The sequence below is a fragment of the Stenotrophomonas sp. Ste86 genome (assembly GCF_024519465.1).
Classification (GTDB): domain Bacteria; phylum Pseudomonadota; class Gammaproteobacteria; order Xanthomonadales; family Xanthomonadaceae; genus Stenotrophomonas.
Genome location: NZ_JALJRW010000015.1, coordinates 1 through 15015, shown reverse-complemented (window position 1 = coordinate 15015; position 15015 = coordinate 1). Strand labels below are relative to the sequence as shown.

General features: G+C 65.4%; 8 protein-coding genes and 1 riboswitch. Of the genes, 6 read left to right on the top strand and 2 right to left on the bottom strand.

Going from position 1 to position 15015, the window contains the following annotated elements; all coding sequences use genetic code 11:
• Positions 1 to 37: 37 nt before the first annotated feature.
• The gene (gene ilvC / locus NR101_RS13665) at positions 38 to 1012 is read right to left on the bottom strand and encodes a ketol-acid reductoisomerase (RefSeq protein ID WP_256776488.1); all 975 of its coding nucleotides are present in this window, start codon (positions 1010 to 1012) and stop codon (positions 38 to 40) included.
• A 644-nt stretch (positions 1013 to 1656) separates the two neighbouring features.
• Here ilvC and ggt point away from each other — a divergent pair.
• Complete coding sequence (gene ggt, locus NR101_RS13660; protein WP_256776487.1) at positions 1657 to 3375, top strand: gamma-glutamyltransferase; 1719 nt, start codon at positions 1657 to 1659, stop codon at positions 3373 to 3375.
• Between the two features lie 248 nt (positions 3376 to 3623).
• Here the strand turns inward: ggt and NR101_RS13655 are convergent, their stop codons facing one another.
• Positions 3624 to 5192, bottom strand: a complete 1569-nt coding sequence (locus NR101_RS13655; RefSeq protein WP_256776484.1) for a BCCT family transporter — start codon at positions 5190 to 5192, stop codon at positions 3624 to 3626.
• Between the two features lie 219 nt (positions 5193 to 5411).
• Positions 5412 to 5513: riboswitch (TPP riboswitch) on the top strand.
• Positions 5514 to 5626: 113 nt separating this feature from the next.
• On the opposite strand from NR101_RS13655, the gene thiC reads away from it, so the two are divergent.
• The 5 genes from thiC (at position 5627) to NR101_RS13630 (ending at position 14772) form a co-directional block, all read left to right on the top strand.
• Positions 5627 to 7504 carry a phosphomethylpyrimidine synthase ThiC gene (thiC, locus tag NR101_RS13650; RefSeq protein WP_256776483.1) on the top strand — a complete coding sequence of 626 codons (1878 nt, stop codon included), beginning with the start codon at positions 5627 to 5629 and terminating at the stop codon, positions 7502 to 7504.
• A 102-nt stretch (positions 7505 to 7606) separates the two neighbouring features.
• Positions 7607 to 8284, top strand: coding sequence for an ion channel (locus NR101_RS13645; protein ID WP_256776482.1), 678 nt, complete (start codon positions 7607 to 7609; stop codon positions 8282 to 8284).
• Between the two features lie 251 nt (positions 8285 to 8535).
• The gene (locus NR101_RS13640; protein WP_256776480.1) at positions 8536 to 10848 is read left to right on the top strand and encodes a winged helix-turn-helix domain-containing protein; all 2313 of its coding nucleotides are present in this window, start codon (positions 8536 to 8538) and stop codon (positions 10846 to 10848) included.
• 121 nt (positions 10849 to 10969) lie between these two features.
• Positions 10970 to 11851 (top strand): helix-turn-helix transcriptional regulator, encoded by an 882-nt coding sequence (locus NR101_RS13635; protein ID WP_256776479.1) that lies wholly within the window; start codon positions 10970 to 10972, stop codon positions 11849 to 11851.
• Between the two features lie 68 nt (positions 11852 to 11919).
• Positions 11920 to 14772 (top strand): TonB-dependent receptor, encoded by a 2853-nt coding sequence (locus tag NR101_RS13630; protein ID WP_256776478.1) that lies wholly within the window; start codon positions 11920 to 11922, stop codon positions 14770 to 14772.
• The last annotated feature ends 243 nt before the right edge of the window (positions 14773 to 15015 follow it).

Here is a 15015-nt window from a genome sequence, read left to right as displayed (position 1 = left end):
GTGACCTTTACGAAAGCGGGTGGGGAAGCCGCGCGGGTTACGCGGCTTGACTTTGCAACCAGACCATCTTGGCGCGCAGTTCCTTGCCTACCTTTTCGATCGGATGCTCCAGGTCGGCCTGCTTGAACTTGTTGTAGTTCGGCAGGCCCGCTTCGTACTCGGCCACCCAGTTCTTGGTGAAGGTGCCGTTCTGGATGTCGGTCAGCACGTCTTTCATGCGCGCCTTGGTGCCGGCATCGATCACCCGCGGGCCGCTGACGTAGTCGCCGTACTGCGCGGTTTCGGAGATGAATTCCAGCATGCGGGTGATGCCGCCTTCGTAGAACAGGTCCACGATCAGCTTCAGTTCGTGCAGCACTTCGTAGTAGGCGATTTCCGGCTGGTACCCGGCTTCCACCAGCGTTTCGAAACCGGCCTGCACCAGCGCCGACGCACCACCGCACAGCACCGCCTGCTCGCCGAACAGATCGGTTTCGGTCTCTTCCTTGAAGGTGGTCTGGATCAGGTTGGCGCGTGCGCCGCCCAGGCCGGCGGCGTAGGCCAGCGCGTACTCGGCCGCCTTGCCGCTCCTGTCCTGGTAGACCGCCCAGATGCACGGCACGCCCCGGCCGATCTCGTACTCACGGCGCACCAGCGCACCCGGACCCTTCGGCGCGACCAGCACCACGTCCAGGTCGTCGCGCGGGGTGATCATGTCGAAGTGCACGTTCAACCCGTGCGCGAACAACAGCACCGCGCCCTGTTTCATGTTGGGGGCAAGCACGTCTTCGTAGAGCTTCTTCTGCACCATGTCCGGGGTCAGCACGGCGACCAGGTCGGCGTCCTTGACCGCCTCGGCCGGTGCCTTGACGGTGAAGCCGTCGGCCTGTGCCTTCACCTCGGTGGGACCGCCCGGGCGCAGCCCGACGACGACATCGAAACCGGATTCACGCAGATTCAGCGCGTGCGCGCGGCCCTGGCTGCCGTAGCCGACAACAGCGATCTTGATCTGGGGCAGGTCGTTGGTGCTCATGGGGGAAGTCCTTTGGCGAAAAGAAAAAAGGCCGACGGTCTCAGCGACGCGTCGGCCAGTCAGGGGAAGGGGTGGCGCGCGCAGCGCCACGGCCGAACGCCGCCGTGGGGGCGGTGGGTGTGGCGGCGGGGGCGGGCTGGCGCGTCATGGCAGAAGGCAACTCGGAAAGGGGGGAGGCGGAATCGAGGGGCTCTGAAACGAAAAAACCCGCACCTGGGTGGGTGCGGGTTTCGATGGATACCTGGCAGTCTTGCTTACACGCCGGTCCGTCCCGCACCTGTTGGTTGGGTAATAAGTACGAGGACAAGAAGCGAACGGATCGACGCCCCGCCGGTGTCGGCGTGTTCGATGGATTCGCGGATGGCTGTGCGCTGCAACATGAGATCGAGAAAACCACAGCGGTTTTGAGGCTGTCAACCTTTGCGCGCAGATTTCCAACGGTTTCGCCTGCATCCAGCGTAGAGGCCCGCCACGCAAGGATGGTTTCCGCTGAAATCGATCCGGTGAACCCGAATTCACTATTTTGCAGCTGGGTTCTGCGCGGAATCCGGCGTCGATCGGCGGCTGCCCATGACCATTGTGGGATGTCGTCGCGGGCATTTCGCCGCCACTATCGCAGGGCTACCACCTTCAGGAACCACCCCGTGTCCTCACGTCTTGCCCGCGGCCTGCTGGCCGCTGCCGTCCTGTGTGCTCTCCCGGTTGTCTCGATGGCCGCCGACCGGATCACCGGCCACACCTTCGCCACCCGCTCGGAGGTGATCGCCCCGCACGCGATGGCCGCCACCTCGCAGCCGTTGGCCACCCAGATCGCGCTGGATGTGATGAAGGGCGGCGGCTCGGCGGTGGATGCGGCGATCGCGGCCAATGCCGCGCTCGGCCTGATGGAGCCGACCGGCAATGGCGTCGGCGGCGATCTGTTCGCGATCGTGTGGGACCCAAAGACCCAGAAGCTCTACGGCTACAACGGCTCGGGCCGCTCGCCGAAGTCGCTGACCCTGGCCGAGTTCCAGCGACGCGGGCTGAAGGAGATCCCGGCCACCGGCCCGCTGCCGGTGTCGGTACCGGGCGCGGTGGATGGCTGGTTCGCGCTGCACGAGCGGTTCGGCCGCAAACCGATGGCCGACAACCTGGCCCCGGCGATCCGCTACGCGCGTGAGGGCCACCCGGTGGCCGAAGTGATCGCCTATTACTGGGACCGCTCGGTGCCCAAGCTGTCCCGGTACCCCGGCTTCACCGAGCAGTTCACCGTCAATGGACATGCCCCGCGCAAGGGCGAGCTCTGGAAGAACCCGAACCTGGCCAACACCCTGGAGCAGATCGCGCGCGGTGGCCGCGATGCGTTCTACAAGGGCGATATCGCGCAGACCATCGGCAGCTACTTCAAGGCCAATGGCGGCTACCTGAGCTATGAGGACATGGCCAGCCACCACGGCGAGTGGGTCGAGCCGGTGAGCAGCAACTACCGGGGCTACGACGTGTGGGAACTGCCGCCCAACAGCCAGGGCATCGCCGCGCTGCAGATCCTCAACGTGCTGGAAGGCTACGACTTCTCGAAAATCGCCTTCGGCTCACCCGAGCATGTCCATCTGTTCGTGGAGGCCAAAAAGCTGGCCTTCGCCGATCGCGCGCGGTTCTACACCGACCCGGCATTCCAGCCGGCGCCGGTGGCGAAGCTGGTGTCCAAGGCATATGCCGCCGAGCGTCGCACGCTGATCTCGATGGACAAGGCCTTGAACGAGGTGCAGCCGGGCACGCCGAAGCAGCTGGAAGAAGGCGACACGATTTACATGACCGTCGCCGATGCGGACGGGATGATGGTGTCGCTGATCCAGTCCAACTACCGCGGCATGGGCAGCGGCATGGCGCCCCCGGGATTGGGCTTCATCCTGCAGGATCGCGGCGAGATGTTCGTACTGCGCAAGGACCATCCCAACGGCTATGCGCCGGGCAAGCGTCCGTTCCAGACCATCATCCCGGGCTTTGTCACCAAGGACGGCAAGCCGTGGATGAGCTTCGGGGTCATGGGCGGGGCAATGCAGCCGCAGGGTCACGCGCAGATCGTGATGAACATGGTCGACTTCGGGATGAACCTGCAGGAGGCCGGCGACGCACCGCGCATCCAGCACGAAGGCTCGACCGAGCCGACCGGCCAGGCTACGGCGATGAGCGATGGGGGCGAGGTGAACCTGGAAACCGGCTTCGCGTACGAGACGGTGCGCGCGCTGATGCGCAAGGGCCACCGGGTAGTGTTTGCCGACGGCCCCTACGGTGGCTATCAGGCGATCCTGCGCGATCCGGACACCGGCGTGTATTACGGCGCATCGGAAAGCCGCAAGGACGGGCAGGCCGCGGGGTATTGAGGTAGAGCCGACCGTTGCTCGGCTGCCCGGTAACGCGCAGCTGATCATCTGCGAAGTGGAGCCGCGCCATGCGTGGCTGCGCTTCGGCGATGATTGTCATGGGCGCTGATGGCTGAGGAATGTTGCTGCCGAGCATGGCTCGGCACTACCGATGCAAACGACGCCTTCAACACTCGCGACCCACCCAAGGTAGAGCCGAGCCACGCTCGGCTGCTCTCCCAAACCACCGACCCACGCGCAACACAAGGCTAAGGCGCCCGCGCGGCCTCATCACGCGTTTCTTCCTGCGCGGCGATCTCACGCTCGATCCACGCATCCATCATCCGTCGCGCCCGCTGCGCGCGGCGCCGCTGCAGCGCGTACTCCATGTCCAGCACCCGGTACAGCGACCACATCACCGCCAACATCAGCAACGCAAACGGCAATGCCGCGATCGTGATCATGCCCTGCAGCGCGTTCAGGCCGCCGGCCAGCAACAGCACCCCGGCGATCAGCGCGATCGCCACGCCCCACACCATGCGCCGCGCCAGCGGCGGATCGCCGGCTTCCTCGGTGGACATCGTGGCCAGTACCAGTACCGCCGAATCGGCCGAGGTCACGAAGAAGATCATCAGCAGCACCAGCGCGATCACCGACAACACCAGCGGCATCGGCAGGCTGTCGAACATCGTGAACAGCACCGTCTCATAGCCATTGCCCAGCGCCTGCGCCAGATCCACATGGCCGAAGATCTGCGACCACAACGCCGTCCCGCCAAACACCGAGAACCACAGGAAGCCCAACACGCTCGGCGCGATCACCACGCCCAGCACGAACTCGCGGATGCTGCGCCCACGCGAGACGCGCGCGATGAACGAGCCCACGAACGGGGCCCAGGCAATCCACCACGCCCAGTAGAAGATCGTCCAGTCCGCCACCCAGGTGCTGCCCGAGAACGGCGACATGCGCAGGCTCATCGTCACCAGCGAGTTGAGGTACGACCCGATCGTGGTGGTGAACGTATCGAAGATGAAACCGGTCGGCCCCAGTACCAGCACCAGCGCCAACAGCACAGCGGCCAGACCCAGGTTGAAGTTGGACAACCACTTGATGCCGCGATTCACCCCGCTGGTGGTGGAGGCCATGTACAGCACGAACGCCACCGCGATGATGGTCAACTGCACCGGAATCGAATCCTGGATGCCGAATACCCGGTGCAGGCCCGCCGCGATCTGGATCGTGCCGAAGCCCAACGTGGTGGCCACCCCGATCGCGGTGGCCACCACCGCCGCGACGTTCACCACCGTGCCCATCCAGCCACGATGATGCGCACCGATGATCGGCTGCAGCAGATCGCTGATCAGTCCACGGCCGTTGCGGTTGAACTGGAACCACGCCATCGCCAGGCCGATCAGCGCATAGATCGCCCACGGATGCAGGCCCCAATGGAAGAACGCATAGCGCATCGACGCGCGCGCGGCGTCCATGCTCTGCGGCGCCAAGCCTTCGGGCGGCTTGACGAAATGCGAGATCGGCTCGGCGGCGCCCCAGAACACCAGGCCGATGCCCATGCCCGCGGCGAACAGCATCGACATCCAGCTGGCGTTGGAGAAATCCGGCTCGGCGTCTTCACCCCCGATGCGCAGCGAACCGAGCCGACCGAACGCCAGATACAGCAGGAACGACAGCGTCATGAACACCACCAGCAGGTACAGCCAGCCGGTGCTGCGGACGATGGTCGTCAACCCGCTCTGGACGATGTCGTTGAAGGGGCCCGGCGCAAGGCCGGCGGCCAGCACCAGCAGGGCAATCAATGCGATGGAAATGCGAAACACCATGCAGGAGTTTCTCCGTACGAAAGGGGCAGGGCGAGCCACCGGGGCGACTCAGGGCGGTCGCTGCCGGTCAATGCGGAGCGCCGCCGCGGCGTGCGTTTGTGTCACACCGCGCTGCAGCATTCTAGGCCATGGATCGTCATTGCCTTGTTCACGTTCAAGCCGATGCCCGCCGGGTGTCGCCGACGGCTGCGCCGATTGCGTCGCGTTGTGGTCTAATTCGCCCCGAAGCGGGGGTACCGCGGCCGAACGGCCACGGTTGAGACAGTCCCTTCGAACCTGATCCGGTTGATACCGGCGTAGGGATGCTTCGCAACTGCAACCGCATTGCGCCGTAGGGCTGCCCCGCCCGAAGACCGCCCGCGATCGATCTGCCGTGCGCCGCCGCTTCGTCCGTTCCGCCTATTCCAGTGCGGAACTCGATCCAGGACGAAGTCATGAACGCAGCGCTTTCCTCCCTGCAGCAGCAGGCCCGGCAACTCTCCGAATCGGTCACCCGTCCGATCCCCGGTTCGCGCAAAATCCACGTGCAGGGCTCGCGCAGCGACCTGCAGGTGCCGATGCGCGAGATAGTGCTGACCCGCACCCCGACCCTGTTCGGCGGTGAGGAAAATGCACCCGTCACCGTGTATGACACTTCCGGCCCCTATACCGACCCACAGGCACGCATCGATCTGTCTGTCGGCCTGCCGGCGCTGCGCGCGGCCTGGATCGCCGAGCGCGGCGATACCGAAGCGCTGCCCGGCCTGAGCTCCGCCTTCGGGCGTTCGCGCGAAGCCGACGTGCGGCTGGACGCGGTGCGCTTCCCTTCGCGGCTGCAGCCCCGTCGCGCGGTTGCCGGCGGCAACGTCACCCAGATGCACTACGCTCGGCGCGGCATCATCACCCCGGAAATGGAATTCGTCGCCCTCCGCGAGAACCAGCGCCTGGAGGCGCTCCGCGACGCCGCACTGCTCAAGCAGCACCCGGGCGAATCTTTCGGCGCGTCGATCCCGACGATCATCACCCCCGCGTTCGTCCGCGACGAGATCGCCCGTGGGCGTGCCGTGCTGCCCAACAACATCAACCATCCTGAAAGCGAGCCGATGATCATCGGTCGCAACTTCCTGACCAAGATCAACGCCAACATCGGCAACAGCGCGGTGTCGTCGGGCATTGCCGAAGAAGTCGAGAAGCTGGTGTGGGCGATCCGCTGGGGCGGTGACACGGTGATGGACCTGTCCACCGGCAAGCACATCCACGAAACCCGCGAGTGGATCCTGCGCAACTCCCCGGTCGCCATCGGCACCGTGCCGATCTACCAGGCGCTGGAGAAGGTCGATGGCCGCGCCGAGGAACTCACCTGGGAAATATTCCGCGACACCCTGATCGAACAGGCCGAGCAAGGGGTGGATTACTTCACCATCCACGCCGGCGTGCTGCTGCGCTACGTACCGCTCACCGCCAAACGCGTCACCGGCATCGTGTCGCGTGGCGGCAGCATCCTGGCCAAGTGGTGCCTGGCCCACCACAGGGAGAACTTCCTCTACACGCACTTCGACGACATCTGCGAGATCATGAAGGCCTACGATGTGACCTTCTCGCTCGGCGACGGCCTGCGCCCGGGCTGCATCGCCGATGCCAACGACGCCGCGCAGTTCGGTGAACTGGAAACGCTGGGCGAATTGACGAAGATCGCCTGGAAGCACGATGTGCAGACCATGATCGAAGGCCCCGGCCATGTGCCGATGCAGCTGATCAAGGAGAACATGGACAAGCAGCTGCGCGAGTGCGGTGAGGCGCCGTTCTACACGCTGGGCCCGCTGACCACCGACATCGCCCCGGGTTACGACCACATCACCAGCGCGATCGGTGCGGCGATGATCGGCTGGTACGGCACGGCGATGCTCTGCTATGTCACCCCGAAGGAACACCTGGGGTTGCCCAACCGCCAGGACGTGCGTGACGGGATCATGGCCTACCGCATCGCCGCGCACGCCGCGGACCTGGCCAAAGGCCACCCCGGTGCACAGGTGCGCGACAACGCGCTGAGCAAGGCGCGCTTCGAGTTCCGCTGGGAAGACCAGTTCCACCTCGGCCTGGATCCGGAGAAGGCCAAGGAGTTCCATGACCAGACGCTGCCCAAGGACGCGCACAAGCTGGCCCACTTCTGCTCGATGTGTGGGCCGCACTTCTGCTCGATGAAGATCACCCAGGACGTGCGCGACTATGCCGCCGAACACGGACTGTCCGAACAGGAGGCGCTGCAGGAGGGCATGGCCGACAAGTCGGTGCAGTTCCGCGACCTCGGTGCGGAGGTCTATCGGCCGCAATGACGCGGCGGCCCGGGGCGCTGAGCCAGCGCCCCGGCCTGCTCATCTCGCCTGCGCGGCTTCCGCGTTAAGCTCGGCGCCACACGGCCAGGGCGAGGGAAGACGATGGCGATAGCACGCACCACCAAATGGCTGGCCATCGCGCGCAGGCATCCTTCTGCATGGCTGCTGGCCGTGCAACTGCTGGGCGTGCTGCTGTACCCGGCCATGGACGAGGCCGGTGCCAGCCGCGCGCTGTTCGGCGCGTTCGGCATCGCCGTGCTTGGCCTGTCGTTGTGGGTGGTGCGGCGCAGCCCGCTGGGGATGTGGCTGGCGCTGGTGCTGGCGATCCCGGCGGTGGTCTTCTCCATCGCCGGTGCGCTGCTGGGCAAGCCCGCCTTGACCATCACCGCGCAGCTGCTCGAATGCCTCCTGTATTTCTACACGGCTGGCAGCCTGACCGCCTACATGCTGCAGGATCACAAAGTCACCCGCGACGAGCTGTTCGCCGCCGGTGCGACATTCACCTTGCTGGCATGGGCCTTCGCGTTCGCATTCTCGGTCTGCCAGCAGTGGTATCCGGGCAGTTTCATGGCCACCAGCGAGAGCGAACTGCGCACCTGGATGGAGCTGCTTTATCTCAGCTTCAGCTTGCTGTCCGGGGTGGGGTTGAGTGATGTGGTGCCGGTGCATCCGCAGGCACGCGCATTGGTCATGCTGGAGCAGTTTGCAGGCGTGATGTACGTAGCTTTGGTGGTGTCCAGGCTGGTCGGACTGACCATGCTGCGCCGTGGACGAAACTGAATCGCAGATAAAAAATTCGCGCCCGGAGGCGCGAATACTGAAGCGATTTATGTGAATTCGTCGGCGAGAGAGGGCCTGATGTTGTCCACGCGCACAGGCGCAGTTAACCGCCATAGGCTAGTATTCGCGCGCTTCAGTTTTTTTGCGGTTTGCGCTGATGGCATGTGCGGAATCTGGCGGTTCGTTCGATCGGTGTTCGGTTGCGATGGATGCTGCGTTCCTGTTGTCCTGCATTCACTCGTACCACCGGAATGATCAGCCCCTTTAGTGAGCCAACTTCAGCCGATGTGATCAGGATCGGCGAGTGCACCGTCACGTTGTCCTCCCGCGAGGTCACGGTGCCCGGTGCGCGTCGTCCGCGCCGGCTGACGCCGAAGGCATTGGGTGTGTTGAAGGCGCTGATGCGTGCACCGGGTGCGGTGGTCACCCGTGATGAACTGTTCGCCGAGGTATGGCCGGACACGCTGCCCACCAATGACGTGCTGACCCAGGCAGTGACACAGCTGCGCAAGGCGTTCAGCAACGACGATGTCACGGGCACGCCTTACATCGAAACCATTGCCAAGACCGGCTATCGCCTGCTCGTGCCGGTGAGTGCGGTCGATAAGGCGCCGGCTGCCGAGGCGGTGACGTCCACCGAACGCGAAGACACCGCAGCGATGGGTGTGCCTGCCGACGTGGCCGCGCCCGCCACGGGATCCGTCCGCAGCCGGTGGCGGCGGATGCGCCGCTACGTCCTGCTCGCGCTCGGCGTTGGCATGATGATCGCGCTGCTGGTGCTGACCGCATTGCTGCTGCAACGTCCTGCACCATCGGCCGCGTCCAGCGGCGTGCTGGAAGACGGCAGCCGCGTGATCGGCAGCCCGCAGCGACCGTACCGGCTGATTACCGCCACGGCGGGCTTTGAAACCTATCCCACGTTGTCCCCGGACGGTTCGCAGGTGGCCTATGAGGCCGACAGCAGTGCCCGCCAGGGCAGCAGCATCAAAGTGCAGACCTCCGGCAACGCCCCGGCGCGGTTGCTGGCCGAGACGCCGCAGGGGTACTCCGACCGCTTCCCCAACTGGTCGCCGAACGGTCGCGACATCGCCTTCGCCCGCTTTGGTCCCGATGCCGGCTGCGAAGTGCTGATCGCCAGTGCCACCGGCGGCGCGGTGCGCCACGTCACCCGCTGCGATGGCACCGAGCTGCTCAGCTTCGACTGGACCCCGGACGGGCGCGGCCTGCTGTTCGGCTCGCTGGCCGGGCGCTACGCGCACCGTGGCATCCGCATCCTGGACATCGCCAGCGGGCGCTGGACGCCACTGGACTACGAGGTGGCCGAAGACAGTTTCGACTACGCCCCGCGCTACTCGCCGGACGGGCGCTGGATCGTGTTCGTGCGCAATCCGCAGATCGGTGATCTGTGGCGGCTGCCGGCGGCCGGCGGCGTGCCGGAGCAGTTGACCGACGATTCGGCCGAGATCCGCGGGTGGGCCTGGCGCAGCGACAGCCGGCACATCGTGTTCGGGCGCCGCGTGGACAGCGAATCGCGGCTGTACGAGCTGGATATCCCGACCCGCACGCTGCGCGATGTGGGCATCGACGATGCGCAGTCGCCGGCGGTGTCGCGCAGCAGCGAAATGCTGGCCTTCGTGCACCGCAAGGCGCAGTTCGGTCTGTTCCGCGTGCCGCTCAAGGAGGGCCGGCCCGGCCAGCCCGAGCGCCTGTTCGCCTCCAACGGCCGTGACGGTCAGCCGATGCTGGCCCCGGATGGCCGGCAACTGGTGTTCACCTCCGACCGCTCCGGGAACTACGGATTGTGGTGGGCCGACTTGACCCGGCCCGAATCGCTGCGCCCGGTCGATGGGTTGCGTCCGGAGACGCGCCAGGCCGCGGACTGGTCACCGGACAGCACGCATCTGCTGGTGTCCGGGCGCGATGCGCAGGCCAATCCGGTGATCTACGAGGTTTCCCCGCGCGACGAGCAGGTGGTGGCGCTGCCGGTACCCGTCGCCCAGCCACTGCAGGCTTTGTATGCGGGCGATGCCGACCACCTGCTGGTAGTCGATCGCGACCCGCACGAACGCATGCGACTGTTGTTGTTCGATCGGCGCGCCTCGCCGTGGACGGTGCTCGGCAGCATCGACGGGGTCTCGCAGGCCCGCTTCGACCCGGCCACCCAGCGCGTGTTGTTCACGCGGTTGTCGGCCGGCGGCTTGTGGTCGGCCGATGCGCGGCTCAGTGCCGACAGCATCCAGCAGCTCAGCGACGACCGGCCGACGCGCTGGCGCTATCGGACCTGGGCCGTCGCCCGCAACGGCAGCGTCGACTACCTGTCCAATCGCGCCGATTGCGCCACCCTGTTTTCGCGCATCGACGTCGGCGCGCCCAGCGTCGAGCACTGCCTGGATGCCGATCGCCTCAGTGCCGGCAACGGCTTCAGTGCGCAGGCCGATGGCAGCGCGCTCTATGTGGCGCTTGCGGTGGCCGACGGCGCCGATATCGGCGTGATGGAACTGCCCGAGGCTCCGGCACCTGTCTTCTCCACGATCTCCAACGCCTTGTTTACAAAAGGGAAATGACCTTCGTGATTCCTTCGTATCGGCCTCGTGTCGAATTCGGATGAATCTCGTGGGACTTTCCTGACCGGGTCGACCTGATTTGGCAAAACGGTTGCCCAGTTACGGCAAACACGGTGTAGTCATGCGTCAGCTTTCCCTCGCCGATCGCGGTCAATCGCTTTCCCTGGACAAGATCGTCGACGACGGCCCGCTGCCCACCTGCCTGGGCGTGGCTCGGCTCGGCAGCCTGCAGACCGCCGGCGCCACCTTCACCGTATGGATGCAGCTGCGTGGCAGCGCGTGGGTGGAATCCAAGGAAGGCCGTTTCCGTCTGCGCCAGCGCGAGTGGATCGCCTTCGAGAAGGAATCGCGCCCGATGATCCAGGCCGGCCGCGATGGCCTGTGCATCGGGCTGAGCCTGACCCCGGATGCGCTGCGTGCGCTCGGCGAACTGGAAGACTGCAGCCTGTATGCCGGTCGCGGCAGCATGAGCCGCGGTGAAGTCCGCGTGGCCCTGCGGCTGTGGCGCGATGCCCTGGCCAGTGGCCAGCCGGCGCAGGCGTTGCGCCCGGTGCTGCTGCACCTGGCCTCACTGCAGCGCGCGCTGGCCACCGGAGTGCAGCGTTGCCCCGGCCGCTCGCGCCTGCGCAAGCGCCAGGTGTTCGGGCGCATGCAGCGCGCGCGCCTGTACCTGGAAGGCAACAGCCACCGCGTGGTGCGCATTGGTGAACTCGCCGAGCTGACCAACTTCTCCAGCTGGTACCTGTCCAAGACGTTCCAGAGCCTCTACGAGGAAAGCCCGCAATCGCTGTCGGCGCGCCTGCGCCTGGAGCGCGCGGCCGACCTGCTGCGTGATACCGACATGATGATCGGCGAAGTGGCCGCAGCAAGCGGATTTGACAACTGTTGCAGCTTCGCACGGGCCTTCCGGGCACGTTATGGGCAGTCTGCGTCAGGCTTCCGCGAGACCGTCGGAATGCTCCCGCCAAAGTCGGCAAAGCCTCCGGTTGCTTCGCGCAAATAATTAACTGCAACGCAATCGTAACTTTCCGAGGCGTTTTAACACGCTACTAACGTACCTCGGAGAGATAAATGAATTTTCGTACTCCCGCAGTGCGGCTGGGCCTTCTGCCCGCCGGCATTGCGCTGGCGCTGGCGCCGAGCTTTGCCTCGGCGCAGGAAGCTGCCTCCGGCACCACTGACCTCGACCGCATCTCGGTTACCGGCTCGCGCATCCGCGGCGCCAACATGGAGACGCAGCAGCCGATCCTGACGATGACCCGCGAATCCCTGGAAAAGCAGGGCTTCTCGAGCGTCGCGGACGTGCTGAACAACCTGACCTCGGCCGGCTCCCCGGCCATCTCGCGTTCGGAGTCGCTGGCTTCGGGCGAGAACGTGGGCGGCTACTACGTCGACATCCGCAACCTGGGCGCAGAGCGCACCCTGGTGCTGATGAACGGCAAGCGCCTGGGCGCCTCCACCGCCGGCCTGCAGGATCTGAGCCAGATCCCGATGTCCGCGGTTGAGCGCATCGAGATCCTGAAGGACGGTGCGTCGGCCATCTACGGTTCCGACGCCATCGCCGGCGTGGTCAACGTGATCACCCGCAAGAACGTGGAAGGCGGCGAAGCCAGCGTCTACGTTGGCCAGTACGGCAACGGCGACGGTGAAAGCCAGCAGTACTCGATGACCCTGGGTGCCAAGGGCGAGCGCGGCAGCGTGACCCTGTCTGCCGAATACTCCAAGCAGGATCCGGTGTGGGCCAAGGACCGCTGGTACAGCCGTGACGGCTCGCTGGGTCCGAACTCCACCAGCGAAGACTGGAGCCCGATCAGCCAGAACGGCAGCTGGTGCAACCCGCTGCTGTTTGATTGCTCGCGCACCTCCAAGACCGCGGTGTGGCAGACCCTGAACCAGGGCGGCAACCCGAAGAACCCGAACGACTACCACGAGCTGACCGCCGACGAGTACGCCAACTCCAACCAGCAGATGACCCTGCTGACCGGTGTCGAGCGCAAGTCGGTCTACATCAACGGCACGTACGACTTCACTGATTCGATCAGCCTGAACACCGATCTGCTCTACAACGAACGCAACACGTTCCAGCAGATCGCCGGCTACCCGTACCAGTCCAGCTCGTTCAGCACCCCGCTGTCGGCGGCCAGCGCCTTCAACCCGGTTGGCCAGAACGTCGACTTCCGTCGTCGCCTGTGGGAGGTGCCGCGCACCACCGACAGCCAGCTGAAGACCCTGCGCTTCGCACCGACCATCAGCGGCTTCTTCGAAGTGGCTGACAAGAGCTTCGATTGGGACGTGGGCGCGCTGTGGAACCGCAACGAGTCGATCAAGACCAACCGCGGTGACATGAGCCTGATCGCTGCCCGTCAGGCGCTGGGCCCGTCGTTCATCGACGGCGCCGGCGCTGCCCGTTGCGGCACCGCAGCCAACCCGATCCTGGGTGACTGCCGTCCGTGGAACCCGCTGCTGCCGTACGGCGTCGCAGGTCAGGGTTCGCTGGCCGACCAGGAGCTGCAGGACTTCCTGTTCCCGACCTTCACCACCCGCGGCATCACCAAGACCACCAGCTTCACCGCCAACCTGTCGGGCTCCATCGTGACCCTGCCGGCCGGTGACCTGGGCTTTGCCATGGGCGTGGAACACCGCAAGGAAGAAGGCAGTTACACGCCGGACGCCTTCGCACAGTCGGGCCAGTCCACCGGCCTGGGCCAGAAGCCGACCCGTGGTGAGTACGATCTGAACGAGGTCTACCTCGAACTGAACGTGCCGATCCTGGCGGACATGGCGTTCGCCAAGGAGCTGACCCTGAACATGGCCAGCCGCTACTCGGACTACAGCAACTTCGGCGGCACCACCAACAGCAAGTTCGGCCTGACCTGGCGTCCGATGGACGAGCTGCTGGTCCGCGCCACCTATGCTGAAGGCTTCCGCGCTCCGACCATCGCCGATCTGTACGGTGGCCTGAGCTCGAGCTTCGAGTCGTACATCGATCCGTGCGGCACCACCGCTCCGGGCAGCGTCGCCGGCAACGGCCCGTGCTCGGCCGCAGGTGTTCCGGCCGACTACGTGCAGCTGGGCCAGGGCAACAAGGCCTGCTCCACCCTGCCGTGCCAGTCCGGTGACCAGTTCGTCTCCGGTGCAAACCCGAACCTGAAGCCGGAAACCTCCAAGAGCACGACCGCCGGTCTGGTCTGGAGCCCGCGCTGGGTGCAGGGCCTGGACATCTCGCTGGATTGGTACAAGTACGAAATCAGCGACATGATCATCGCTGACAGCGTCGACCGCATCCTGCGCGACTGCTACGTGCTGGGCAACTCGGCACGCTGCGAAGGCGTGGTCCGTGCCGATGACGGTCACGTCAGCGCGATCACCTACGGCACCGCCAACCTCGGCAAGATGGAAACCGAAGGTTACGACCTGGGCATCAAGTACCGCCTGCCGGAACTGGCCATCGGTCAGTTCTCGATCGATTGGCAGACCAGCTACCTGTCCAAGTACGACGAGCAGGGCCAGAATGCCGCCGGTCAGAACATCATGATCGGTCGCGTCGGCGAAGCCGGCCTGTTCCGCGTGCGTTCCAACGTGGGCATCAACTGGGCGATGGGCGACTTCGGTGTCAACTACACCGCGCGCTACTACTCGGGCATGAAGGAAGACTGCATCGACACCGGCGAGTTCTGGTGCAATGCGCCCAACCACATGGCCAATGGCGAATCCGAGCCGCTGCGCAAGACCGGCTCCAACACCTTCCACGACCTGCAGGTCAGCTGGAAGGCGCCGTGGGATGCCACCATCGCCCTGGGCGCGAACAACGTGTTCGACCACAAGGGTCCGCTGATGTACTCGGCGCCGAACTCGAGCTTCGCCTACTACGGCGGTTTCGATATCGGTCGCTTCCTGTACATGAAGTACACCCAGCGCTTCTGATCCATCGAAGCTCTGTAGCAGTAAAAAAGGGAGGGCGGACCGCAAGGTCCGCCCTTTTCTTTTGTCCTTTTCCCATCGAAGGGACCATCTCGTCGAGTTCCACGGGCCTAGTGGGGGGCGCATGGCGATACGCGTGCGGCCGGGCAGTCCGGTTGCCGGTTGGATCGGCCGGCGTCTCCGATCAGGTCTGTTGCGCGCGTGAGGGCCCCGTAGCGGCCGGTAGGCCCCTGGCGCAAATGTCCC